Annotated in this window: 25 protein-coding genes; 1 reads left to right on the forward strand and 24 read right to left on the reverse strand. The window is 36.0% G+C overall.

Annotation, left to right across the window (positions count from 1 at the left end):
* Nucleotides 1-147: 147 nt before the first annotated feature.
* The 12 genes from FHL06_RS00005 to FHL06_RS00060 all read right to left on the reverse strand — a co-directional run bounded on the left by FHL06_RS00005 (nt 148) and on the right by FHL06_RS00060 (nt 11,193).
* Complete coding sequence (locus FHL06_RS00005) at nt 148-1,026, reverse strand: aldose 1-epimerase family protein (protein WP_153384205.1); 879 nt, start codon at nt 1,024-1,026, stop codon at nt 148-150.
* Between the two features lie 10 nt (nt 1,027-1,036).
* On the reverse strand, nt 1,037-2,479 hold the full coding sequence (gene hslU / locus FHL06_RS00010) for an ATP-dependent protease ATPase subunit HslU (RefSeq protein ID WP_153384206.1): 1,443 nt from the start codon (nt 2,477-2,479) through the stop codon (nt 1,037-1,039).
* Nucleotides 2,480-2,494: 15 nt separating this feature from the next.
* Nucleotides 2,495-3,019, reverse strand: a complete 525-nt coding sequence (gene hslV / locus FHL06_RS00015) for an HslVU peptidase proteolytic subunit (protein ID WP_153384207.1) — start codon at nt 3,017-3,019, stop codon at nt 2,495-2,497.
* A gap of 13 nt (nt 3,020-3,032) precedes the next feature.
* Nucleotides 3,033-3,932, reverse strand: coding sequence for a tyrosine recombinase XerC (gene xerC, locus FHL06_RS00020; protein WP_153384208.1), 900 nt, complete (start codon nt 3,930-3,932; stop codon nt 3,033-3,035).
* Entirely contained in the window at nt 3,933-6,020 is a 2,088-nt protein-coding gene (gene topA, locus FHL06_RS00025; protein ID WP_162000259.1) for a type I DNA topoisomerase, read from the reverse strand. It abuts the gene before it with no gap.
* 104 nt (nt 6,021-6,124) lie between these two features.
* A complete protein-coding gene (gene dprA, locus FHL06_RS00030) occupies nt 6,125-6,943 on the reverse strand; it encodes a DNA-processing protein DprA (protein ID WP_153384210.1) in 819 nt (272 codons plus the stop codon).
* 47 nt (nt 6,944-6,990) lie between these two features.
* Nucleotides 6,991-7,761, reverse strand: a complete 771-nt coding sequence (locus tag FHL06_RS00035) for a ribonuclease HII (protein ID WP_153384211.1) — start codon at nt 7,759-7,761, stop codon at nt 6,991-6,993.
* Nucleotides 7,751-8,605 (reverse strand): ribosome biogenesis GTPase YlqF, encoded by an 855-nt coding sequence (ylqF, locus tag FHL06_RS00040; RefSeq protein WP_153384212.1) that lies wholly within the window; start codon nt 8,603-8,605, stop codon nt 7,751-7,753. Before ylqF ends, FHL06_RS00035 begins: the two co-directional genes overlap by 11 nt.
* Before the next feature lie 9 nt (nt 8,606-8,614).
* Nucleotides 8,615-8,839, reverse strand: coding sequence for a YozE family protein (locus FHL06_RS00045; RefSeq protein WP_153384213.1), 225 nt, complete (start codon nt 8,837-8,839; stop codon nt 8,615-8,617).
* Nucleotides 8,840-8,855: 16 nt separating this feature from the next.
* Nucleotides 8,856-9,449, reverse strand: coding sequence for a YpmS family protein (locus tag FHL06_RS00050; RefSeq protein ID WP_153384214.1), 594 nt, complete (start codon nt 9,447-9,449; stop codon nt 8,856-8,858).
* Between the two features lie 2 nt (nt 9,450-9,451).
* On the reverse strand, nt 9,452-10,303 hold the full coding sequence (locus FHL06_RS00055) for a GDSL-type esterase/lipase family protein (RefSeq protein ID WP_153384215.1): 852 nt from the start codon (nt 10,301-10,303) through the stop codon (nt 9,452-9,454).
* A 47-nt stretch (nt 10,304-10,350) separates the two neighbouring features.
* A complete protein-coding gene (locus FHL06_RS00060; RefSeq protein ID WP_153384216.1) occupies nt 10,351-11,193 on the reverse strand; it encodes a DegV family protein in 843 nt (280 codons plus the stop codon).
* Between the two features lie 229 nt (nt 11,194-11,422).
* On the opposite strand from FHL06_RS00060, the gene trhA reads away from it, so the two are divergent.
* Nucleotides 11,423-12,073: a PAQR family membrane homeostasis protein TrhA gene (gene trhA / locus FHL06_RS00065; protein ID WP_153384217.1), complete on the forward strand. Its 651-nt coding sequence runs from the start codon at nt 11,423-11,425 to the stop codon at nt 12,071-12,073.
* 18 nt (nt 12,074-12,091) lie between these two features.
* Here trhA and FHL06_RS00070 read toward each other — a convergent pair whose 3' ends face one another.
* The 12 genes from FHL06_RS00070 to FHL06_RS00125 form a co-directional block, all read right to left on the reverse strand.
* Nucleotides 12,092-12,580 (reverse strand): dihydrofolate reductase, encoded by a 489-nt coding sequence (locus FHL06_RS00070; protein ID WP_153384218.1) that lies wholly within the window; start codon nt 12,578-12,580, stop codon nt 12,092-12,094.
* 14 nt (nt 12,581-12,594) lie between these two features.
* A complete protein-coding gene (locus tag FHL06_RS00075) occupies nt 12,595-13,545 on the reverse strand; it encodes a thymidylate synthase (protein ID WP_153384219.1) in 951 nt (316 codons plus the stop codon).
* Between the two features lie 9 nt (nt 13,546-13,554).
* Nucleotides 13,555-15,456, reverse strand: coding sequence for an ABC-F family ATP-binding cassette domain-containing protein (locus FHL06_RS00080; protein ID WP_153384220.1), 1,902 nt, complete (start codon nt 15,454-15,456; stop codon nt 13,555-13,557).
* Nucleotides 15,457-15,572: 116 nt separating this feature from the next.
* Entirely contained in the window at nt 15,573-15,758 is a 186-nt protein-coding gene (locus tag FHL06_RS00085) for a hypothetical protein (RefSeq protein ID WP_153384221.1), read from the reverse strand.
* A gap of 73 nt (nt 15,759-15,831) precedes the next feature.
* Nucleotides 15,832-16,296: a hypothetical protein gene (locus tag FHL06_RS00090; RefSeq protein WP_153384222.1), complete on the reverse strand. Its 465-nt coding sequence runs from the start codon at nt 16,294-16,296 to the stop codon at nt 15,832-15,834.
* Nucleotides 16,297-16,348: 52 nt separating this feature from the next.
* A complete protein-coding gene (locus FHL06_RS00095; RefSeq protein WP_153384223.1) occupies nt 16,349-17,551 on the reverse strand; it encodes a CCA tRNA nucleotidyltransferase in 1,203 nt (400 codons plus the stop codon).
* Nucleotides 17,552-17,721: 170 nt separating this feature from the next.
* A complete protein-coding gene (gene nhaC / locus FHL06_RS00100) occupies nt 17,722-19,140 on the reverse strand; it encodes a Na+/H+ antiporter NhaC (RefSeq protein ID WP_153384224.1) in 1,419 nt (472 codons plus the stop codon).
* 486 nt (nt 19,141-19,626) lie between these two features.
* Entirely contained in the window at nt 19,627-20,874 is a 1,248-nt protein-coding gene (locus FHL06_RS00105) for a tetratricopeptide repeat protein (RefSeq protein WP_153384225.1), read from the reverse strand.
* A gap of 72 nt (nt 20,875-20,946) precedes the next feature.
* The gene (locus FHL06_RS00110; protein ID WP_057739444.1) at nt 20,947-21,222 is read right to left on the reverse strand and encodes an HU family DNA-binding protein; all 276 of its coding nucleotides are present in this window, start codon (nt 21,220-21,222) and stop codon (nt 20,947-20,949) included.
* A gap of 188 nt (nt 21,223-21,410) precedes the next feature.
* The gene (der, locus tag FHL06_RS00115; protein WP_153384226.1) at nt 21,411-22,724 is read right to left on the reverse strand and encodes a ribosome biogenesis GTPase Der; all 1,314 of its coding nucleotides are present in this window, start codon (nt 22,722-22,724) and stop codon (nt 21,411-21,413) included.
* Between the two features lie 11 nt (nt 22,725-22,735).
* Nucleotides 22,736-23,395 carry a (d)CMP kinase gene (gene cmk, locus FHL06_RS00120; protein ID WP_153384227.1) on the reverse strand — a complete coding sequence of 220 codons (660 nt, stop codon included), beginning with the start codon at nt 23,393-23,395 and terminating at the stop codon, nt 22,736-22,738.
* Between the two features lie 59 nt (nt 23,396-23,454).
* The gene (locus FHL06_RS00125; protein ID WP_153384228.1) at nt 23,455-24,669 is read right to left on the reverse strand and encodes a LysM peptidoglycan-binding domain-containing protein; all 1,215 of its coding nucleotides are present in this window, start codon (nt 24,667-24,669) and stop codon (nt 23,455-23,457) included.
* Nucleotides 24,670-24,684 lie beyond the last annotated feature (15 nt).

Raw genomic sequence — 24,684 nt, forward strand, 5'->3', positions numbered from 1 at the left:
TATTAAGCGTATCAATCTTCAAATTTTTTGGCTCCGAGCAAGCTCGTCAGCCAAATAAAAAACAGCTAGACCAATTATGATCTAACTGCTTATGTAAACTGCCATCAACTTAATTTGACGAACAGCCCTTTTATTATCATTTTTATATTACTTGATTGAAATACTGAAATATGCTTCAAATTGTTCCTTAGGAGCCAATTTATTGATTGCATACTTGTGTTTCAAATCATTGTCGCTATCTGTTTTATCAGCAAGTCCCCACCATGGTTCGATACACATAAACTTACCGTTATCATCAGGATAGGTTGACCACATCCCGAAGAATTTGGCGTTACCAGTATCAAGTGTCAACTTGTGATCTGACTTGTCGCTTGAAATTGTTACTTCAGCAGGGTCATTCAAACGATAGACCACAGCATCGTCCACAAAGTAATCACGAGCCATTGAGAAGTTTTGATTCTCAACTTTTTGCTCATTATTCAAATCGACTAGGTGATCTGAAATAGGAATATGAGTTCTTGTTTCAACAGGGTCAACTTGAACTTTGTAATCTTCAAATTTCAAACCTTTATCAAAGGGAACGCTAAAACCAGGGTGTGCTCCAATTGAGAAGTACATATCTTCTGATTCTTCCATACTATCAACTAAGTAAGAAATTTGCACAGTATCCTTAACAAGTTGGTAAACGATACGCAACTTGAAGTGATAAGGATACTTCTTAAGACTAGCTTCACTAGTTGTCAAACTTAAAACTAATTTGGCATCTGTTTGTGAGTCAAGACTAAATTCTTGATCACGAGCAAATCCATGTTGAGTCATCTGGTACTCTTTACCATCAACAAAGTAATGGTCATCCTTTAAGCGACCAACGATTGGGAACAATACCGGTGCATGTCTTCCCCAAACCTTTGAGTCAGCTTGCCAGATAAATTCTGAATCTTCATTGTTCTTGATGCTGTTCATTTCAGCACCCAAAGAATTGATTTTTACAGTTAAAAAGTCGTTCTTCAATTGATAAACTGTCATGTAACTCCCCCTAAAGAATATAGCGTGAAAGATCTTGATCAGCAGCAATCTTGCCTACTTGTTCATGAACGTATTCACGTGTAATAGTAATGTCGCCCATTTGCATATCTGGACCTTCATATAGAATATCCGCCAAGATCTTTTCCAAGACAGTAGAAAGACGTCTTGCACCGATGTTCTGATTACTATTATTCAATTCAAAAGCAACTTTTGCAATCTCTTCAACTGATTCTTTAGTAAAAGTTAAATGTATGCCATCCGCGCGTGTAAGCGCTACATATTGTTTTGTCAATGCATTGTCTGGTTTAGTCAAAATTTGAATGAAATCTTCTTCAGTCAAGTCGTTTAATTCGACTCTAATTGGGAAACGACCTTGAAGTTCAGCAATCAAATCGCTAGGCTTGCTTTCAGCAAAAGCACCTGAGGCAATGAAAAGAATGTGGTCAGTATCGACTGGACCATATTTAGTGTTGATACGTGAACCTTCGACGATTGGCAAGATGTCACGTTGGACACCTTCACGAGAAACTTCACCTGAATTCTTTTTATCGCCAGCAGCAATCTTATCGAACTCATCAATAAAGATAATTCCTTTATTTTGAGTCAATTCAATAGCTCTTTGATAAATTTCATCATGGTCGACTCGTTTATCCGATTCTTGTTGAATCAACAATTCACGAGCTTCCTTAACTGGCAAAGTTCTTGTGATAGTCTTCTTAGGCATCAATGAGTCCATCATCCCACTCATATCAAGTCCCATTTGACCCATCTGGTCATCCATTGGACCAACTTTTTTAGATTCTTCGACTTTGATAGTTACCTCTTCGTCTTCTAGAAGTCCTTTATCCAATTGTTCTTTAACACTGAGACGACGATTACGGATTTCATCAGTAACTTCAGCATTGCTGTCAGGATCAGAATCAACCGTATCATTATTGTTGTTAAAAATACTACCGAGATTTTGACCATTTTGCATGTTATTTAACATACTCATGAAATCATTGTTGTTTTGTTTTTGTTCTTTTTTGACGCCAGGAGCTAGCAATTTAACCAATTTCTTATCAACATCGCGACGGACTTCTGGTCTAATTTCATCAAATTTGTCTTTTTCAACCATAGAAACAGCCATACTGACTAAATCACGTACCATTGATTCGACGTCGCGACCTACGTAACCAACTTCAGTAAATTTAGTTGCTTCGACTTTCACGAAGGGGGCGTTAACGATTTTGGCTAATCTTCTGGCGATTTCTGTTTTACCAACACCAGTTGGTCCAATCATCATCAAATTTTTAGGTGTGATTTCTTGTTGTAGTTTTTCTGGTACTTGCATACGACGGTAACGATTGTACAAGGCAATCGCAACCGCCTTTTTAGCGTCTGTTTGACCAATAATATAATTGTCTAATTGGGCAACGATTTGTTTTGGTGTTAACGGTGTTAATGTATCCATTTATTAATCTCCACTCTAAAATTTATCGGAAATAATGTTTTCATTCGTAAAGATATCGATTCCTGAAGCAATCTTAATTGCTTCCACAGCAATCTGTTCAGCATCCATATCTTTTGCATGACGTTGCATAGCAATAGCTGCCGCTTGAGCAAAGTTGCCACCTGACCCAATTGCTACGACATCTTCATCAGGTTCGATAACTTCGCCATTACCTGAAATCAATAAGAGACTGTCCTTATCCATAGCAATCAACAAAGCTTCCAATTTTTGCAAAGTTGGATCTTTTCTCCAATCCTGTGCTAACTCAACTGCAGCTCTCTTAAGATTTCCAGAGTAAGCCTTGAGTTTTTGTTCAAGCCAATCTTGAAGAGTAATCGCATCAGCTACTCCACCAGCAAAACCAATAATGACCTTATCGTCATAAATACGTCTTACCTTGTGAGCAGTTCCTTTCATGATGTATTTTTCACCCATTGTAACTTGACCGTCACCAGCAATAGCAGTGCGGTTATCATGTTTTACAGCAACTATAGTTGTCATTTATGTACCTTCTTTATCTTGGAAAATATTTTTTATAATCTTTTTTTAAATGGTCCATCGTCACGTGCGTATAGATTTGAGTCGTAGACAAACTAGAGTGTCCTAATAATTCTTGGACCGTTCTTAAATCCGCCCCATGTTCTAACATATGGGTTGCAAAAGTATGCCGAATCATGTGGGGATGGATATCGCTAGTTAAACTAGTCTTTTTAATGATTTGATCCAAAATATATTCGATTCCACGACTAGTTAAACCCTGTCCACGACTATTGACGAACACATATTGATGATCCTGATGATTCTTCGTCATCAAAATTTTACGACCCTGATCAAAGTATTTTTTTAAGGCATGTTGAGCATAGCTTCCAAAAGGAACGTAACGATCCTTATCCCCTTTACCATGAATCAAAACGATTCCATTAGAAAAATCCAATTGATCTAATAATAGGTTAGCACATTCACTAACTCGCATGCCAGTAGCATACAACATCTCCAAGAGCGCTGAGTTTCTTTGCGACAGAGGATCATCTCCTTGGACAGCTTCAAACAATTGCGTCATTTCTTTTTCATAAAAGTAATGAGGCAATTTTCGACCCTTATGCTTTAACTGCACCAAATCAAAGGGATTGGCATCGATGAAATCATTCTTAATCAAAAAATTATAAAACGAACGTAAAGCTGATATTCGCCTAGCAACCGTTTCATCCGCATAATCTTTTTCATCTAAATAAGTTAAATATGTCTCGATATCAATTCGTTTCACCTTGGTAAAGCCATTGAAACCACCATTTTGATGCAAAAAAGAAACAAAATTATCTATATCTTCTAAATAAGATTTTTTTGTTTCTTTTGAGTAGTGATGATTAATCATTAAATTTTCAACGAATTTATCGATTAATTCCTGTTCTATCATTTATTTTTGAATATCCTCTTCATAATCTCCATTTGGACAGATTACTTGACGACCACCCTTAACTTTCTTTTCAACTAGGTAGTGGCCATCTTTTGGACAATCACGTCCAATTGGTTTATCCCAAGAAACAAAGTCACAGTCTGGATATCTAGAACAACCATAAAAGATACGGTTCTTCTTTGATTTTCTTTCAATAACTTGACCTTTCTTACATTTAGGACAAGTAACGCCAATTTCTTTAACGATTGGTTTAGTATTACGACATTCAGGGAAACGTGAGCAAGCATAGAACTTGCCATAACGTCCCATCTTGATGACCATTGGTGCACCACAGATATCACAATCCATACCTGCTGGTTCATCCTTGATTTGAACTTTTTCAATTTTATCTTCGGCTGATTCTAATTCTTTTGCAAATGGTTTGTAGTAGCGATCGACTACTTGGACCCAATCTTCATTGCCTTCTTCAATTCGATCCAACTCATCTTCCAAATTAGCTGTAAAATCGATATTTACGATATCTGGGAAATAAGACTGAATCAAATTATCAACGATTTCACCAAGTTCGGTTGGTTCAAAACTCTTACCATTCAATTTGACGTAGTAACGACGTTGAATAGTATCAATTGTCGGAGCATAAGTTGAAGGACGACCAACGCCATTTTCTTCCAAAGCTTTGACCAAGGAAGCTTCAGTAAATCTTGCTGGTGGTTGAGTAAAGTGTTGTGCCGGATCATTTTTTTGCAACTTAGCTTTATCGCCTTCAGTTAATTCAGGCAAGATATTATCTTTCTTAGATTTTTCGGAAGTACTTTGATAGACTTTGCGATAACCTTCAAATTTCATCTTTGAACCATTGGCTCTAAAATTAACGCCATTTTGTGACAAATCGACTGTCATCGTATCAAAGATTGCTGGTGTCATTTGACTGGCAACAAAACGTGACCAAATCAAATTATAAAGTCTAAATTGATCACGACTCAAAATATCTTTCAATGAAGCTGGCGTTCTCATAACTGATGAAGGACGGATAGCTTCGTGGGCATCTTGAGCCCCTTCTTGGTTCTTATCTTTTCTCTCTTTGATAGCTGCAAAAGGTTCGCCGTATTCTTGGTGAATGAACTTTGAAGCTTCTGCTTCAGCTACTTTAGAAATACGCTTAGAATCAGTCCGCATATAAGTAATTAGACCAACAGTTCCTTCTTTTCGACCTAAATTGATACCTTCGTACAATTGTTGGGCAATCATCATTGTTTTTCTAGTCTTGTAGTTGAGACGCTTGTTAGCTTCTTGTTGCAACGAACTAGTTGTAAATGGTGCTGCTGGAGTTCTCTTGCGTTCCTTTTTTGTAACTTTATCGATATTGAAATCTTTTTTCTTATCAACTTTATTTAAAACAGCTTGAACTTGATCATTGTCGCCAAGCTCAGCTTTTTTACCATCCAAGCCATAGAAGTTAGCTTTAAACTTATCTTTACCATGCTTGAAAACTGATTCGATCGTCCAATATTCTTGAGGAACGAACTTCTTGATTTCATTTTCGCGCTCAATAACAAGTTTCAAGGCAATCGATTGAACACGACCGGCACTGAGTCCTTTTTTAACTTTTGCCCAAAGGATTGGCGAAATAGAATAACCAACCAAGCGATCTAAAACCCGACGAGCTTGTTGAGCATCAACCAAATTCATATCGATGCTTCGAGGTGACTTGAAAGCTTGTTTGACCGTGTCTTTAGTAATTTCATTAAAGACGACCCGATTTTTATCATTGTCATCCAACCCTAGTAAATGTGAGACATGCCAAGCAATGGCTTCTCCTTCACGATCCGGATCGGCTGCCAGATAAATCCTTTTAGCTTTTTTGGCTTCTTTTTTCAAATCCTTGATGACTGGACCCTTACCACGAATGGAAATATATTTTGGTTCATAATCATGTTCAACGTCGACACCCATCTGACTCTTAGGTAAGTCTCTAACGTGACCAAGACTTGCAACCACGTGATAATTACGTCCCAAATACTTTTCAATTGTTTTTGCTTTTGATGGCGATTCAACGATCACCAAGTTCTTTTGCTTTGTTGATGGCACGTAAAGTGCTCCTTTCCAATGGATCAATTAAAACTGTCAATATATTAATCACTGATTTTTCTTTTGTCAATTTAAATGATAAAAATATTTTTAAATATCCTGATTTATAAACTATTAAAATCGATCAGCGGGGTGGCCCCTTGTTCAATCAGACTATTGCAGCCAGCGGACAAACTAACATCGATTCGTCCAGGAATAGCCAAGACTTCACGATTGTTCTCTAGTGCTAAATCTGCTGTGATCAAAGAACCACTTCTTTTTTTAGCTTCTGTGACGATAACCTTTTGACTCAAACCGGCGATTATTCGATTCCTTTGTGGAAAATGAAATTTCCTGATAGGAGTCCGTGGTGGGTACTCACTGATTACCAAACCATTATTCATAATTTCTTGCTGTAAAGCAAGGTTTTCTTTTGGATAAGCAATATCAAGCCCACTTCCAATCACGGCAATCGTCTTGCCATGATTATTCAATGCGTGTTGATGAGCCCATGAATCGACGCCTTTTGCTAAACCGCTCACAATAGTATAACGATTTACCAAGCGCGGAACAAGACCGCCAATGCAACGAAAACTGTAATCTGTCGCCTGTCTAGACCCAACGATAGCCAAACAATCCGTCTTTAGTAAAGCAATATCTCCTTTAAAATACAAGAGCGCTGGAGGATTATAAATTGTTCTTAAGATTTGCGGATAATTGGAATCTAAGTAGTTTATCGCTTCAAACTCTGCAATTTCTTGCTTCTTTAATAATAGTAGAAACTGGTTAAATTTTGCAAATCCCCACTTTTCTTGCAGAAAATCATAAGTTTCATCTTCTAGATTAGCACTACTTGTCGAAATCTTTATAATATTTAACATTATCTGATTCGAAACCATCCCCGTTTGACGACATAGGATTAAGAATCGCGTTAATTTGTCCATAATAAAAACATCACTCCCTTAGTCTAAACTACGAAAATGATGCTTTCTTAATACAATTTATTTATGTTTTTTACTGGCGCAAAACTCAAGCGGTGAATCTTTGTTCGACCATATTTTGACAAGGCATCCAAATGTTGTTTAGTGCCATAGCCGTCGTTTTGATCAAAACCAAATTCAGGGTATAGTTTGCCATATGTCGTCATCAGGCGGTCCCGACTTACTTTAGCTACGATACTAGCAGCTCCAATACTTAACGACTTAGAATCGCCCTTAATCAATTTTGTTTGTGAAATATTAACAGGAATCGTCATGGCATCGACTAAAATTTGATCTGGCTTCAAAAAGAGTCGTTCAATAGATTCTCTCATTGTCAACTCAGTTGCATGATAAATGTTTTCAGTATCAATCAACTTAGGACTGCCAACAGCGACACTAATATCAATTGCTTGTTCACAAATTTGTTTATATAATTGGTCTCTTTTGGCACGTGATAATTTTTTTGAATCGTCCACCTCATAAAGTGTATTATCGCATGGCAAAATAACCGCTGCTGTAACGACTGGCCCAGCCAACGGTCCTCTACCAACTTCATCTACTCCTGCGACCACTAAATTGTGATCCCAGTAAGGCTTTTCCAAAAATTCCTTTTGATGAAATTTTTTAATCAAAACCTCTTTTTGAGCTTGCTTTTTATAAAATTGCTGCAATAATTTTTTTACTCCAGCCCTAGAATCTTTTGAAAATTCTGACAATAACGAACTATTAGCTTCATTTTCCAATAGTTTTTTAACTTCTTTAATCGTGTATCTATTCTTCATAAAACTCCCCAGGGACATCAAAAGTCAATCTGCCTAACTTGAGCTTACGAATATCATCGATAATTCTACGTGAGGCTCTGTCATAATCCTCTTTATAACCGAACTTCTCAGTTAGACTCATTAACAATTCTGGAGTCGTATGATTGAAAATATCGGAGTTAGTAAGTCCATACTTTTCCTGCAGATTGTCCATATAATGAGTCTCTAAAAAGTTCAATGCATAGATGGCAACATCATCAGGTGCATAGATTTTATCTTTGATAGCGCCTGAAAGAGCCAATTTCATGCCTACCTTGGGATCATCGATCTTTGGCCAAAGAATACCAGGCGTATCCAATAAGTCGATACCAATATTTGTTTTCAACCAATTCTGATTTTTCGTCACGCCGGGCTTATTACCAGTTACGGCCACATTCTTTCCAACCAAGCGGTTCAAAATCGTTGATTTGCCGACATTCGGAATTCCAATGCACATAGCTTTGATTCGATAATTTTGAACGCCATTTTTTTCATAACGAGCAATTTTTTCAGAAAGTTCGGAATGAATCAAACTTTTGATTTTGTTGAGTCCTTTGCTATGTTTAGCATCCAATTCAATGGATTTAGTGCCCTCTTGTTCAAAGTTAAGCTTCCAATCAGCTGTCACTTGAGGATCAGCTAGGTCAGCTTTATTTAAAATAATTATGTGCTTTTTTTTATCGATTATTTGTTCAAGAACCGGATTACGCGATGAAAACGGAAGTCTTGCATCGACGATTTCCAGTACAATATCCACTAGTTTCAAGCGGTCTTGCACTTGGTTCTTGGCTTTGTTCATGTGTCCCGGATACCATTGTAGTGCCATTGCCATCACCTATTTTCTGTCTATTTCTTGGTACTTTTGGAATGCCTCATCAAAAATTGTCATGCTGGGCAAATAACCAGCGTTTAATTCCAGATAATCTGAAATCTTTTGGTAACTTTCTTCATGCTTAGGAAAAGATGAATCATGAAAAGCATTGTTCGCAAATTCGGCCTCTGGTTCAACACTGTCAGCATTGCGAAGCGTCATTAAAAATTCATAAAAACTGCGTCTCATTCTTACTCCTTTCACGTTATTGGTTGTCAGTAATTTTACTATTCATTACTTCAAAGGACAATTTATTATTTTTTAAATCAATATTTTTAGCACGAATACCATAACCATCTTTAGTTGTAAATTTAGTGAATTTCAAAAGAATTGACTTATCTTTGCCATCGATATCGACCCAATTAGGTGTTTTAAAGCTATTCTTAATATAATTCATTACAAAGGAAATTGGCAATGATAAATCACCGATTTTCATTCCTTTTGCTTTCAATAAAATATCGCCATTAGTCTTAGCATATGGCTGCATCAAAATCGTAAAGTGGATTTTGGCTCCTAAAAATGAAATAGCACCGGTTAATTCAGCGTCCTTTTTCAAGACAAGTTGATAATCGGTTTTACCGTTATTTAATGTATGCTTCAAATAATATTGAGCCATCTTGTTAGCTTGTTGCTTAGTCATATTGACGGTAAAGACTTTTGAACTTTGATTTTCAACATTGGAAGTAACCTGATAGTTTTCTGTTGGTGAACTCAAAACTTTAGTTCCAATGAATCCTAACCCAATCACAATGATTGCCACGAGAGTTATGAATGCGTATTTCCAATAATTTCTTTTCATAATTATTTATAAAGCCACTCCTTTGTCGTTGTACTTACTTTGGCAAAAATCTTATCAGTCATCATATCATAACCAGTTCCGTTGGGATGGAAATGATCTTTTTTGTAAAGATATGGGTTGACCCCGGTTTTCTTAACTTTTTTATCGACTTGTTTAGTCTGATAGAGGTTATTAATATCGACAAAGTAAGTTTTATTAAATGTAGCTGCTACTCTAGCAGAGCCACGATTCCAATTGATAAAAGCAGTTTTGGCGTTCTTGACGTTTGATAAATAGACGCTGAAGGGATTATAAATACCAATCAAATAGATGGGAGCAGTTTTGTTATAGCTTCTCACATCAGTCAATAATTGCTTTAAACGCTTATCAAATTTGACTTGTTCATCAGCAATGTCGCCAGCTGTTAAATCCAAGCCCTTTTTTTGCAATAAATGCATGAAATCATTTCCACCGACAGTAATTGTAATAATATCTGCCTTCGGTAAATCTTGGTGCATATTTTTATCATTTTTAATGCGCGTCATAATTTGCGTACTAGTATCGCCTGACACGCCATAATTATGTGGCTGCGTAGGGATGTCATAATGATTTTGGACTTTGCTAGTCAATCTTGTGACATATCCGCCTCCAACTGATTTAGAATCGCCGACGCCTTGCGTTAATGAATCTCCAATCGCAACAAGACTGAGACTTTTCTTTTTAGGAACTGTTTTTTTCTTAGGTTTTTTGTTGGGAGCTTTCTTAGTGACAACTTCTTGTTGCTGGTGATTACCTTGAACAAAATAATAAGTTCCACCACTCACTGCCACTAAAATTAAGATTACAACGATGATCCAAATACTTTTTTTCTTCATTAGCTAAAATCCATCTTTCAAAAAAAAGCTGATGTCAGCATCAGCTTTTACTCGGTATAAAATTCAATTGCGAAGGCACCTGAACCAGCATGGGTAGCAATTACCGGACTGGTTACTCTAATAAGCAACGGTACGTCAGGAACGATTTGTGCCAACTTTTCCTTCAATTCATTTACATAGTCCATTTTGTCAACATATGAAATACCAATCGACTTGATGTTCTTTAAGCCTTTGATTTCTTCCATAACATTGTCCATATATTTTTCGATCGTCTTGCGACCACGGCCACGCTTGGCAATATCTAGACTATTATTTTTCAAAGTTAAAACTAAATTGATATTCAAAAGTGTTGATAGCGTTCCTGCAAAGCGACTCAAACGACCGCCACGAAGGATATTTTCAATACTTGTGACACCCATGTATAGGTAAGTATGTTCGCGCAAGACTGAAATAGCTTGCTTAATTTCATCGATCGACTTGCCTTCTTGAGCCATCTTAGCTGCTTTGATAACTTGAAAGGCTTGAGCACGATCAGTAAATTCAGTATCAACGACTTCCATGTGACGTTCGCTCATTTGCGCTACTTGTCTTGCTGCATTGATCGTTCCACTGATTGCTGGGGTCATGTTTAAGGATAAGATATCAGTATAGTCATCAGGAATTTTATCGATAACTTTCATGAAAGTACCGATTGATGGTTGCGATGTCTTAGGTAAATCTTTTGAGGCATCCATTTCCCGTACAAATTCTTCCCTTGTGATATCAACACCATCAGTGTATGTCTTATCATCGATACTAATGGTTAAAGGAACCATCCCAATATCGTATTTTTCTATTTCTTCTGGAGTTAACTGTACCGATGAATCGGTAAGGATTTTTACTTTAGTCATTTTATCCCTCTTTCATAGGGTCTTAGTTCTTAATTGTTTCAATTATAACAAAGTTTACCAAACTTATTGTTTCTAAATCACAAAAAAACTAACTATCTCAAGTATTTTTATTAAATATTATTTATAATAAAATAACTGTTATTTATTATACTAAAGATAGTTATTGTCTGAAAAGCCCTTAAAAGCATATAATGTTCAATAACAGACAAAAATAATTGAGGTTTTTAAAATGTCAAAAAAACATAATTTTACACGAAGATATTTGATCACTGATCAAGTCTTCAGTGCGGTCACTCATGGTATCGGAATTATTTTAGCCATTATCGGAGCTGTATTTTTACTGATCAAAGGCTTCCATCAGGGTAATCCTTTAAATATTACTGCTTATTTCATTTATGCTTTCACATTATTCTTTTTATACTTGAGTTCCACGCTCTTTCACAGTCTTTATTTCACGAAAGCTAAGGGCGTTTTCCAAATATTCGATCACAGTTCTATTTTTTTGATGATTGCTGGAACTTATACGCCATACTGCTTGATTTCGTTACATTCCACTTTTGGTTACACTATTCTCGCTTTTATCTGGATATTAGCAATCGGTGGAATTCTTTATAAGATTTTCAACGTTGGTCGTTTCAAGTATTTTGAAACCTTTCTCTATGTCCTAATGGGATGGGCTATTATTATCGCCATGAATCCGCTATATCACTCAATTGGAACCGTCGGTATCTGGTTACTAGTTGCCGGAGGAATAGCTTTTACATTAGGAGCTTGCATTTATTTGCTGAAAGACTTGAAATACATCCACGTCATCTGGCATATTTTTGTTATGATTGGAACTGCTTTGATGTATTTTTCAGTTTATTTCTATGTTGCTTAATTCATGTTAATAAAATAATTAAATCTTTTGATAAGTTTCGAAGGTATATGGATAAATATTTTTTTCATCCATAATGCCTTCTTTTTTTTCGATTAAATCAAATTTGTCATAATCGATGGGAATCATTTTAGTGTCGCCTGTAAACGCATGCGAGATTTTCGTAAGATACAGTCGATCTACATCATCCTTAAATAACTCAAAGATTCCAGCTCCACCAATGACCATAACCTCGTCATCAGGCTTCACATACTGTGACAATTTTCCTTTATCATTCAAAAGAACCACAGAATCAGGTACTTGATACTCTGGATTTCTTGAAATGACGATATTTAATCTTTTAGGTAAGGGACCATTTGGAAAACTTTCAAAAGTTTTGCGTCCCATGACAATGGGATGACCGGTTGTAACATCTTTAAAATGCTTCATATCATTAGGCAAATTCCAAGGAATATGTCCATCTACGCCGATATTATGATTCTCATCTTCTGCCCAAACAAAACTAATCATTGGCCATCTCTCCTTTAAACAGCAACTGGAGCCTTGATAGCTGGTTGAGGATTGTAATTTTCAACTACAATATCGCCTGCATCGATATCAAAGATACTCTCATCGCTATTGATTTTTAATTGTGGACCTGCAGTTGGCTTTCGACTTAATTGTTCTTTGACTTGTTTTAGATGATTGGAATAAATATGAGCATCCCCTAAGGTATGGATGAATTCACCGACTTCTAATCCAGTTTCTCGAGCAATCAAATGCGTCAACAAAGCATAACTAGCAATATTAAAAGGTACTCCTAAGAACAGGTCGCCACTTCTTTGATACAACTGACAAGATAATTTGCCATCATTAACATAAAATTGAAACAGCGTATGACAAGGAGGAAGCGCCATCGTTGGAACATCTTCTGGATTCCAGGCGCTAACGATCAAACGCCGTGAATTAGGATTGTCCTTAATTTGTTCAATAACATTTTTTATCTGGTCGATAAAACCACCATCACGCTTTTGCCAATGACGCCATTGAGCACCATAAACATCTCCCAAGTTACCAAACTTTTGGGCAAATTCATCGTCCTCTAAAATAGCTTGATCAAATTTCTTCTTCTCAATTCGATAAGCTTTGGCAAATTCATCATCGACTAAGCTGCGGCGACCAAAATCAGTCATATCTGGTCCAGTGTAATCTGAGCTTTCAATGTAATTCTTAAAGGCCCATTCGTCCCAAATATGATTCTTGTGTTCTAAAAGATACCTAATATTAGTATCTCCATGCAAGAACCACAACAATTCGCTCTTAATTAGACCAAAGGGAACTTTTTTAGTCGTCAAAAGTGGAAATGACTCCTGCAGATCAAAGCGCATCTGATATCCAAAAGTACTGATGGTACCAGTACCTGTCCGATCGCCTTTTTTATGTCCATTTTCCAAAACGTATTTTAAAAGATCTAAATATTGTTGCTCGTTATGCATGTTCTCCCCCTAAATGAATTGACCTAAATATTCCCAACGATCCATCAATTTATCTGATTCTTGATTCTTCTCGTCAAGTTGTCTTTGAAAGTCCATTAATTTTTCATAATCATTTGAAGCGTCATTCAATTCTTTTTTCAAACTGGCAATTTCATCATCGAGTTTTTCAATCTTAGGTTCCAATTTGTCAAACTCGATTTGTTCAGCGTAAGTCAATTTCTTTTTAGTTTCAGTTTTCTTCTGTTCAGTCTTTTCTTTAACTTCTTCGTGCTTTTGAATCTTATCTTCATGGTGTTGAGCCTGTTTCTTTTCGGAAGCTTCTTTCAAATAGCCAGAATAAGAATCATAGCTTTCTTCGATTTCACCTTGACCATCAAAAATCAATAACTTATGAGCTACTTTATCTAAGAAATAGCGATCATGAGAGACAGCTAAAACTGTTCCTTTAAAATTAGTTAAATAATTTTCCAAAATTGTTAAAGTCTCGATATCCAAATTATTCGTTGGCTCATCCAAAAGTAAAACATTGGGTTGATTCATCAAAATTGCTAACAAGTACAAACGTCGTTTCTCCCCACCGGAGAGCTCTCTGATAAAGGAGCCTTGCATCTGATGGTCAAATTTGAAAGTATCAAGCATCTGTGAGGCTGACATTTGATTACCATCAGTATTTCTAGCACCTTGACCAATTGACTCCAAATATCTGATGACACGCTTATCTGGGTCCATATCTTCAGTGTGCTGCGTATAATAGCCTAATCTAACTGTTTGTCCAGTTTTGACCTCACCTGAATCTAATGGTAATTGATGAGCAATCGTATTGAGAAAAGTTGTTTTACCGGAACCATTAGCACCAGTTATCCCAATTCGATCGCCACGAGAAACTAAATAACTGAAGTCTTTTAAGATGATATGTTTCCCAAATTTTAAACTGGCATCTTTAATATCGAATACATCGTTGCCCAATCGTTGTTGTGCAATATCAATCGACATTTCTTTTTGAGCTTCAGGCTTATTTTGTAAATCTTCTTTTAAATCGGTAAAGCGATCTTTTCTAGCTTGCTGCTTAGTTCCACGAGCTTTAACGCCAGCACGCATCCAATTTAATTCTTGCTTATAGAGTTGTGTCTTATGATGTTGTACGGAAGCGTAAATCTCTTCATTAGCAGCTTTTTGTTGTAAATATTTCTCGTAATTTCCGTCATATTCAGTAACATTGCGATTCTCTAATTCAAAGATTCTGGTTGCGACTTCATTCAAGAAATAACGGTCATGGGTCACGAAAAGAACTGAGCCTTTATATTTGCTTAAATAAGTCTGTAGCCAATCGATTGCTTCATAATCCAAATGGTTAGTTGGCTCATCTAAAATCAACAGATTGGCTTCTGAAATTAACGTCTGTGCTAAAGCAACACGTCTTTGTTGACCACCAGATAATTCACCGATTTTTTTATCAAGTTCAGTAATGCCCAATTTATTCAAAATCGACTTAACATCTGACTCCATTTGCCAAGCTTCAGCAGCATTCATTTTTTCTTGCAACTTAAAAAATTCATTTTGAATCTTCTTATCAGTCGAATTGATGTTAAATTTAGCCAATGAGTTTTCATATTGACGAATCAATTGAAATTTTTCGCCGCTGCCATTAAAAACAGCATCAATAACAGAAGATTTTGCATCTAAATCAGGTTGCTGTTTTAAGTAAGATATTTTAAAGTCTTTAGGCTTATCGACCTCAATCGTATTGAGATTATTAGGATGAACGATTCCGTCTAAAAGAGTTGTTTTACCAGTTCCATTAAGACCTAAAAGACCAATTCTGTCGCCTTCGTTGATCGTAAACGTAACGTCTGTAAAAAGTGTCCGTTCACCAAAGGTTTTTGAAGCATTTGTTATGTTTAAGGTTTTCAATTATTTCACCACTATAAATAAAAAATTCCCCTACCAATCTCGATAGAGGTATATGTTTTGTTCTGCTTTATTTTATCACATCAGAAGTGCTTAATGTATCGTCTCACCAAATGGACTCAATTATCAGCAACTTGATTAATTTTTAATTGACTCAAATTATAATACATCTGTTGTTGCCCGCCGAATCGAACTAAAATTTTCTCATGTTCTTGATCAAAATAAACGACAGCCCCAATTTGATTCTTCATAGCATCTTTTTGGTCATCGATTTTGACCATCGTGCCAATTTTTAAATTTCCCATGATTTACCCCTCTACTCAAGAAAATACGGGACTTAGCTAACAACTAACTAATGTCCCGTATTTTATATTTTCATTAAAGATCTTCTTTGTAGATATCATAAACTGTATTTTCTGGATCAATCGAAATGTACAGATTGCCAGTCTTACTTGAAATAGCTGAAGATTGATAAGCATTATCAAGTCCTTCAACATCCTTTTGCTTGAATGGGAAGTAAATCTGCATTGGTTCCTTGCCTTGATCGTCTTCAAAAACGATATCGCATTTTTCAATATCTTGGTATTTAATAATCCGGTTGAACATGCCATCAGCCATTGCTGCTGTAGAAACATCTGTATCCTTGATATAGTCAGCATCTGGTAAAATTTCAATTCTAAAACGTTTGCATGGATGGATTTCTTGCATACGTCCACCTTGAATACGTCCATAACTAGTCGTTACACGTGCAATCCAAACGTCACTCATCTCACTGTGGCTAACTGTCCAAGTATCATCATTTCTAAAGTAAAACTTGAGTTCTTTAAAAACATGTTTAGTCATATTATCACCCTTTCAATTTAAAAACACTTACTAAATTAATGATAACACAGCGTTATTGATTACTTAATAGATAATGCCTTAATTCATCGAAATTATTGGAAACGTTTCCTTCCACGACAGCACGCTCAATTTGGGACATCGACTTGCCAATGATAGGACCTGGTTTGACACCTAAAATATCGCAAATATCCTTACCAGAAAGTTTCAAGTCATGACTATTTTTTATAGAAATTTGATCTACCTTTTGATTTAATCCTTGATAATCGAACTCAATCCCAAACATTTTGCATAATTCAATCACACGACCAAAATTCTTAGTTCCCAACTTGTAAATATTCCACAAATCGAAATCTTGACTCTCAAACAAGTGCAAAAGCTTTAAAGTATCGACACTAGTCTCTCTGGTCTTATTGGAAACTTTCCAATCTCTTAAAAAGCGATTGAATTCATCATGATTCAAGCTCAAAACATAGCCGATAGCTACCCAGGCCTCATCTTCATCAATAAAATACTTGTCTTTTGGTTCCAACAATTCTTCTAATTCTAATTTTTGATCTTTGAATCCAGGACAATATTCGCTCAAACCTAGTTTTAAGAAATCGCCCAATCCAGTTTGCCAAGATTTACTTAACAACAATTTGACGAATTCCTCTCTAATCCGTTCAATTGCAATTTTTTCAAGCAAAGGTGCATTGTCAGCAATTGCCTGTGAAGTCTGTTCTTCTATTTTAAAATTCAATTGAGCTTGAAATCTGACTGCCCGCATCATTCGTAAAGCATCTTCATGGAAGCGTTCTTCTGCTTTGCCAACCGCGCGAATGACTTTTTTATCTAAATCTTTTAAACCATCGAATTTATCAATTACATTTCCATTGAGGTCAACTGCTAAAGCATTGATCGTAAAATCGCGACGTTTAAGATCATCTTCAAGAGACCGAACAAAAGTTACTTTATCAGGTCGACGAAAGTCTTGATAACCTGACTCCGTCCGAAAAGTCGTGACCTCATAAGCATCATCCCCCATTAAGACCGTGACAGTCCCATGTTGAATACCTGTATCGACCGTTCGTTTAAAAATCTTTTTAATTTCTTCAGGGTATGCACTAGTCGCAATATCAACATCATGAATTGGCAGGCCCAAGATATGATCTCGAACACTTCCACCGACAAAATAAGCTTGAAAGCCCGCTTGTTCAATCTGTTCTAATACTGGTAGTGCCTCTTGAAAATCCTTAGGAAGTTGTTTGATCTGCATACATTTACCTCAATTTCTAAACTAAATAATAAAAATCTTTACATAACAACTATACACGATATGTCAAAAATATCGCCAAAAATAAACAAAAGCAACTTGATTCCTAAAATACAACAAAAAATAGCCTTTATTTAAAATTTCTAAATAGAGACTATCTTCTTTGTTAGGACTTATTCAAATTGTTGATTTACCTTAACTGAAATTTTTCTTTCACTTGGAACTTGATTGTAATTTTTACCAAAGGCGAAGCCAAAAATAATCGTCAATAAAGGATTCAGCCAAACGTAAAAGGCACAAGGAATAAAGATTAACGGACTAACTCCTAAAACTCCTGAAATAAAGATTCCTGTAACTCCCCAGGGAACTAAAGCATTGATATCAGCTCCACCAGTAGCTAAAACTCTAGATAGGAATACGGGACGAACGCCTTGTTCATCGAAATTCTTTTTAAAAGTTGTTCCTGGCAAAATAATCGACAAGTATTGTTCACCAACTAAGAAATTAATACCGATAGCACTTAAAGCTGATAGTAAAATCAGTTTTCCCGGTGAATCGACTCTTTGACTCATCTTACCGACCAAATTATCTACGACGCCCATTTTGATCAAAACGCCTCCGAGTGTCAAAGCAACTAAAATTAAAGAAATACTGCTTAACATACTTGTGATTCCGCCACCGCTAACTATTAAATTGATCTTCTTATCGGGTGAATTCAATTGAAATCCATTCATGATCTGCTTGCTAATAGTCGTCAAAGTTGCATGGTCAATGAAGACATGCATGATAATGGCTGTCACTGAACCAGCCAACAAAGTAGGAATAGCTGGAACTTGCAAAATAGCGCAGGCAATCAAGACGATGATAGGAATCAGCATCCAAGCAGAAATAAAGAAATTATTATTTAAAGCATTAATTATATGATGAACTGAACTCATATCTGGTGATACGCTCGAGTGCCCCACAATCAAAAAGATTACTGCAGTAATAATGGCAGCAGGCAAAGCGGTGTGAGCAATCGTTTTGATATGGTCAAAGACGTTATCGACTCCAGCAATTCCGGTCGATAAATTAGTCGTTCCAGACAATGGCGAGAGATTATTGCCAAATAAAGCTCCTGAAACAATCGAACCAGCTGTCAATGCTGTATTGATGCCCATGACCTGACCGATACCCATGAAGACGATTCCTAAAGTACTGATAGTTGTAAAACAACTCCCAACGATTACGCCAACTAAACAGCAGCTGACAAAGACTGTAAATAAGAAAAATCTAGCATTGAGCAATTCTAATCCATAAACCATGATAGTGGGAATCACGCCTGACATTGACCAAGCTGAGACTAAAACGCCAATCATAATAAAGATTATCATTTGGATGATGCCTGGTTTAACGCCAGTGACGATACCATCTTGCAGCTCCTTCCATGAAAAGCCACGAAAGCGACCGTAAAATAACAAAATCGTAAAAGTTAATAAAATTGGAATCTGTGGCGTCATATTGAAACCAATCATCATGATTCCTAACATTGAAAACATTACTAACATAATCAAGAGACTTTCTAAAAACGTTAATCGACTTGCTTTTTTCATAATAATCACCCTATTTTAAATTTTCTTTGAAATTTTTTTAGCTCCAATAGGGTCTATAAAGATAATTCTTCTTAGTGTCGTCTATATCCTTTTGATTTAGGATTTGTGCAAAAGTTGCTTGCAATTTTAATTTTTCTAAAAATTTCATTTTCCAAACCTCCTAGAATTTAGCTTATAGGAACAAAAAAAACGCCTCTGCAATAAATGCAGGGACGCTCTTTGCGCGGTACCACCCAAAATTCAAGTAAAAATACTTGCTCTTTATTCCTATAACGCCGGACACGTGATTTCAATTTAGTATTTCATCAAAAATATCCTGCATGACTTGCACCAACCGTCAATTCTCTGAACACCCAGATATTTCGCTACTTGTTTAAAAATCAAAATCAATTTATGTCTAGAATGATAGCAGTTGTTTAGAATTTTTCAAGGTTTTTATTAAAAATAATCCAATTTAAATTAATTTTTCTAATTTTATTATAATGTTTAAGAGATCTGATCAAGTAAATCTTGCATATTCTCGTTGTCTGGATCTTGCTTCAAATAAAGCTTCAATGCAGCTTTTAGAGCAGCATTATTACCAGTGCTTCGTAAAATCTCGATCAAATCAGATAAGTAATCCAAATTGTCTTTAAAATCATCTAAAACTAAGAGGATATTTTCTTGAGCATCAGTAACATCGTCGGTTTCATATTCCGACTTAGCCAAATTCCAAACCAATTTAGGAGTATTGCTGACATCACGACTGCTTAACAAGTCCAAATTAGCCTTAAATTGACCTTTGGTAACGTAGTAATCACTCAGCTTAATAATCAATGGCATTGGATCATCAACAGTTCTGATACCCTTTTCGATGATATCGATAGCTTGTTTAGCATCTTCAACTTGTCCAGCATCAAAGGCGATTTGGTAAAGGCGATCATCAAGTTCATTGATATTCAAACCTAATTGAGCGTATTTGAAAGCATCGGAATTCTTTTTAATGTTTAAATAATCCTCTGCCAAAATTGGATAGGCAGTTGGATAATCGTGGTTAGTATCCAACAAATTTTCTAAAGTAGTGATTGATTTATTATAATTTTTGACTTGATTGTATAAAAATCCAAGTTGAAATTGGGCATCTTCGTTTAGTTCCAAGGCATTCAATTTTTCATATTCACTGATGGCAGCTTCATATTGTCCATCCCCTGCTAAGGAACTGGCTTTTCTCAAGACAATCGAGATACCCGAATAGTTTTTAATATCCATATCCAAAAGCATATCGTAATAAGTCAAGGCTTTGCTGAACTTATTTTCATCAAAATATACTTCTGCTAGAGCAAACTTAAAGACTTCTTCATCAGGGTATTCTCTGATACCAGTAAGAAGTTTTTGTTCACTGACTTCATAGAGTCCTTGAGACTGGTAAATATCGGCTGATACTAAGAGGTTTTCAGCATAAGCTGGTGAATCTGGAGTGATTTGTGAGATATAGTCCAAAGCTTTATCGCTATCACCATCAGAAACGGCAATTTCAGCCAGTCTAGAGAGGATTTGCCCTTCAGTTGGGCAAATGGACAGTAGATGTTCATAAATCGTTTTAGCTTGAACTGACAGGCCTCTGCTCATTAATGTTTCAGCCAAAGAAAAAAGTGTTTGATCATCATCTTCTCGAAGCGAATCCTGAATCAAATTATCGACTTTCGAAAAGTCACCATCATCAATTGTTTCTATAACCTTATCTGCTTTACTCAAATCCATACCTCCATTATTTTGCGTAAAAAAAGACGGTCAAAAGACCGCCCCATAATAACCAAAATGAATTAATTATTTAACTGAATCCTTCAAAGCCTTGCCTGGTTTAAATGCAGGTACTTTGCTTGCAGGAATCTTAATTTCTTCGCCAGTTTGTGGGTTGCGACCCTTACGAGCAGCACGTTGACGAACTTCGAAGTTACCAAAGCCGATCAATTGAACTTTGTTACCTTCTGATAAGTTATCTTGAATTGTTTCAAAAACTGCATCAACAGCAGAAGTTGCATCCTTCTTTGTCAAACCAGTTTTACTTGCTACACTATCAATAAGTTCAGCTTTATTTGCCATTTGTGAATACCTCCGGATAATTGTAAAAAATTTTTAGAACACATGAACTTTTATTAATGCGTTCATTATTCTATGTACAAAATTACCATAGCAATGCCGATGTGGCAAGCATTTACGCTATTTTTTAACATAATTCTTACAAATTATAAATATATTTATAAAAACGGGCCAAATAGCGTCCTTTTCAGCTATTTTCGTTTTCTTGGCAATATCTTGATCGGAGTTCCTTCAAAATCAAAAGTTTCTCGCAATTGATTTTTCAAAAATCTTTCATAAGAGAAATGCAACAATTCATTGTCATTAACAAAAACAACAAATGTTGGTGGTTGGACCGCCACTTGAGTCATGTAATAAATTCTCAGTCTCTTACCATTGACCAATGGTGTTGGAGCGATTGACGTTGCTCTCAATAACAAGTCATTAAGAACTGATGATTGAATCCGACGTTCACGATTAGCATAGACACGATCGACTAATTCTGGGATTTGATTGAGACGTTGTCCTTTGATTGCTGAAACGAACAGGATCGGTGCATATGAAAGATATTGGAACTCTACTCGTATTTGATTTTCAAAGTCCTTCATTGTATTTGTATCTTTTTTCAAAGTATCCCATTTATTGACAACGATTATTACACCCTTACCAGCATTATGAGCATAACCAGCAACACGTTTGTCTTGTTCTCTAATACCTTCTTCAGCATTCAAAACGACACAAACGACATCTGATTTATCAATTGCACTCAAAGCTCGTAAAACAGAATACTTTTCAGTATTTTCGTAAACTTTTCCACGTTTTCTAATACCAGCAGTATCAATAATAGTAAAGTCTTTATCAAGCCTTTCATCATGATACTTAGTATCGACAGCATCTCTAGTTGTTCCTTGCATATCAGAAACAATAACCCGTTCATCGCCTAAAATAGCATTAACTAACGATGATTTCCCAACATTGGGACGGCCAATAAAACTAAATTTAACTGACTTGTCTTCTTCTGATTTGTCATCATTAGGAAAGGCCTTAACGATTTCATCTAATAAATCACCTAAGCCAGTGCCTTGAGCACCAGAAATTGGATTAGGATCTCCAAAGCCTAATGAATAGAAATCATAAATATTTTGACGTTGCTCAGGATTATCAGCTTTATTGACAGCCAAAATTACCGGTTTTTTGGTGCGATAAAGAATTTTTGCAACATCTTCATCTTCCTTAGTTGAACCATTTTGACCATTAACGATGAAAACAATCACGTCAGCTTCATCGATTGCAATTTCAGCTTGGTTTTTAATTTGGACAGAAAGTTTCTCGCCACTCATTTCAATACCACCCGTATCGATCAAACGGAATTCTTTACCTAACCAACTGGCACGAGCGTAAATCCGATCACGTGTTACACCAGGCGTATCTTCAACAATGGAGAGTCTCTCATTAATTATTCGATTAAAAATCGTAGATTTCCCTACATTGGGGCGTCCTACTAACGCAACTACTGGAACAGACATATTTTGCCTCCCTACTTATGTTCATTTACTAATTCAGTTACTCTTTTAACTACTTCTTCAATTGTCATATTTGACGAATCAACTTCAATAGCATCGTCAGCTTTTTTCAATGGTGAAATTTCACGATGAGAATCCTTATAATCTCTGGCAGCTATTTCATCCTGCAACTCTTTTAATGGGGTTTTGATCCCTCGTTCAAGATTTTCCTTGAATCGTCTTTGAGCGCGAACTTCTACACTGGCAATCAAAAAGATTTTAACGTCTGCATTTGGCAAAACAGTCGTTCCAATATCACGACCATCCATCACAATATCAGTATCTCCTGCCATATCACGTTGCATTTTGACCAATTTTGCTCTGACTTCTTTGATGGCAGATACTTGTGAAACATTATTTGTGATTTCTTCTGTTCTAATTGCATCTGAGACATCTTCATCATCAAGATAGACATGCTGTCCATCTGATTTATTTGAAAAGTAAATTTTATGCTCTGACATTAGCTTTAAAATATCAAGAGTTTCACCATAACCTACATTATTCTTTTTTGCAAGCAAAGTCACTGTACGATACATTGCACCTGTATCACAGTATACAAAATCTAGTTTTTTAGCAATTAATTTGGCAATGGTACTTTTTCCGGCCGATGCTGGACCATCTATTGCAATTTGCATTAATTTATCTCCTTAATAAAAGGGCCCAGACAATAATGTCAAAGACCCTTCACTTAAAATTATTTAACTCTTAGTGATGTACCTGGTGTTAACGTTCCAACGCTTCCATTCATACTCTTTAATTGAGCAGTTGTTAGACCATTATTATAGGCGATTCTAAACCAATTGTCACCAGCTTGAACAGTATAATATGAACCGCTTGAACTCGAACTTGAGCTTGAATCTGAACCATCGCTTGATGAACTTGAAGTATCAGTTGAATTATTTGTTGTTGAAGCTTGTTGACTAGTTTGTGATTGTTGTTGATCACTTGTTGTACCTGTTGATTGGTTTTGACTCGAAGTCCCGCTATTATTGGAACTATTAGTTGTATCGGAGCTACCAGTACTTCCTGTATTATTTGCAGTATTACTGTTTGAAGCTGTTGAACTAGTATTGTTATTACTTGTAGCATTATTATTGCTATTAGTATTATTAGAGTTATTTGATTTTTGCGAACTAGTAGACGACTTTTTCTTATTTGAATCTTTCTTTGTCGACTTCTTTTTAGCAGAATCATTGTTACTTTTCTTCTTTTTCGTCGACTTATCTTTATTCTCAACCGATTTTTCTGATTGAGCACTATCTAAATCGCTGCTGCCGCTGCTGCCTTTAACAACATTAATAACGACTGGGGCAAACATAATCACAATCAGTGCTACTACCAAAGTAACAACTAACGTATGATTGCCACGTTGCTTTTCTTTAGTAACTGTACGCGAAACATGACCTTCATCATCAGTATCAGAATCGAAACTATTTTCCCAAGGTTTGTCATTTTTTTGTTTTTTCTTTTTTTCATCCTTGGCAGTCGGTTTGGATTCATTTTGAACTGACTGAGGTTCTTCTTCCTGTCGTTTTGGCATTGGCTTTTCATCAATTGGTGGCGTTGGCACAAAATTAGTATTATTAACATTTGATTCAGGATTATCATCCTGTTTTGCTTCACTTAAATGATCATGGATTTCTTCAGTTTGAAGATGATCCGCCGAATTATTGGAATAATTTTCATTTGAAGTATCCTCATAATTTTCTGCGGAACTCTGAGATGCACCATTAGAAGTTTGATTATCGGAAACAGAATCAGAATCATTTGTTGGTACATTTTCATTGTTACCAGTATCGATTAGATGATATTTCTTTAAATCTTCCAGACTGACAGAACCCTCTAAACCTTTAGTTGATTTAGGAACACGTGAATCGCCAGACATTTTGTTTTTATCATTATCGGCCATTAAGAACCAACCTCC

The sequence above is a fragment of the Companilactobacillus halodurans genome (assembly GCF_009600985.1).
GTDB classification, from domain to species: Bacteria; Bacillota; Bacilli; order Lactobacillales; family Lactobacillaceae; genus Companilactobacillus; species Companilactobacillus halodurans.

What these genes read in the sequence shown, in the direction of transcription:
- FHL06_RS00005 (WP_153384205.1), bottom strand. Translation starts at nt 1,026, where the DNA reads ATGACAGTTTATCAATTGAAGAACGACTTTTTAACTGTAAAAATCAAT.
- hslU (WP_153384206.1), bottom strand. Translation starts at nt 2,479, where the DNA reads ATGGATACATTAACACCGTTAACACCAAAACAAATCGTTGCCCAATTA.
- hslV (WP_153384207.1), bottom strand. Translation starts at nt 3,019, where the DNA reads ATGACAACTATAGTTGCTGTAAAACATGATAACCGCACTGCTATTGCT.
- xerC (WP_153384208.1), bottom strand. Translation starts at nt 3,932, where the DNA reads ATGATAGAACAGGAATTAATCGATAAATTCGTTGAAAATTTAATGATT.
- dprA (WP_153384210.1), bottom strand. Translation starts at nt 6,943, where the DNA reads ATGGACAAATTAACGCGATTCTTAATCCTATGTCGTCAAACGGGGATG.
- FHL06_RS00035 (WP_153384211.1), bottom strand. Translation starts at nt 7,761, where the DNA reads ATGAAGAATAGATACACGATTAAAGAAGTTAAAAAACTATTGGAAAAT.
- ylqF (WP_153384212.1), bottom strand. Translation starts at nt 8,605, where the DNA reads ATGGCACTACAATGGTATCCGGGACACATGAACAAAGCCAAGAACCAA.
- FHL06_RS00045 (WP_153384213.1), bottom strand. Translation starts at nt 8,839, where the DNA reads ATGAGACGCAGTTTTTATGAATTTTTAATGACGCTTCGCAATGCTGAC.
- FHL06_RS00050 (WP_153384214.1), bottom strand. Translation starts at nt 9,449, where the DNA reads ATGAAAAGAAATTATTGGAAATACGCATTCATAACTCTCGTGGCAATC.
- FHL06_RS00055 (WP_153384215.1), bottom strand. Translation starts at nt 10,303, where the DNA reads ATGAAGAAAAAAAGTATTTGGATCATCGTTGTAATCTTAATTTTAGTG.
- FHL06_RS00060 (WP_153384216.1), bottom strand. Translation starts at nt 11,193, where the DNA reads ATGACTAAAGTAAAAATCCTTACCGATTCATCGGTACAGTTAACTCCA.
- trhA (WP_153384217.1), top strand. Translation starts at nt 11,423, where the DNA reads ATGTCAAAAAAACATAATTTTACACGAAGATATTTGATCACTGATCAA.
- FHL06_RS00070 (WP_153384218.1), bottom strand. Translation starts at nt 12,580, where the DNA reads ATGATTAGTTTTGTTTGGGCAGAAGATGAGAATCATAATATCGGCGTA.
- FHL06_RS00075 (WP_153384219.1), bottom strand. Translation starts at nt 13,545, where the DNA reads ATGCATAACGAGCAACAATATTTAGATCTTTTAAAATACGTTTTGGAA.
- FHL06_RS00085 (WP_153384221.1), bottom strand. Translation starts at nt 15,758, where the DNA reads ATGGGAAATTTAAAAATTGGCACGATGGTCAAAATCGATGACCAAAAA.
- FHL06_RS00090 (WP_153384222.1), bottom strand. Translation starts at nt 16,296, where the DNA reads ATGACTAAACATGTTTTTAAAGAACTCAAGTTTTACTTTAGAAATGAT.
- FHL06_RS00095 (WP_153384223.1), bottom strand. Translation starts at nt 17,551, where the DNA reads ATGCAGATCAAACAACTTCCTAAGGATTTTCAAGAGGCACTACCAGTA.
- nhaC (WP_153384224.1), bottom strand. Translation starts at nt 19,140, where the DNA reads ATGAAAAAAGCAAGTCGATTAACGTTTTTAGAAAGTCTCTTGATTATG.
- FHL06_RS00110 (WP_057739444.1), bottom strand. Translation starts at nt 21,222, where the DNA reads ATGGCAAATAAAGCTGAACTTATTGATAGTGTAGCAAGTAAAACTGGT.
- der (WP_153384226.1), bottom strand. Translation starts at nt 22,724, where the DNA reads ATGTCTGTTCCAGTAGTTGCGTTAGTAGGACGCCCCAATGTAGGGAAA.
- cmk (WP_153384227.1), bottom strand. Translation starts at nt 23,395, where the DNA reads ATGCAAATTGCAATAGATGGTCCAGCATCGGCCGGAAAAAGTACCATT.
- FHL06_RS00125 (WP_153384228.1), bottom strand. Translation starts at nt 24,669, where the DNA reads ATGGCCGATAATGATAAAAACAAAATGTCTGGCGATTCACGTGTTCCT.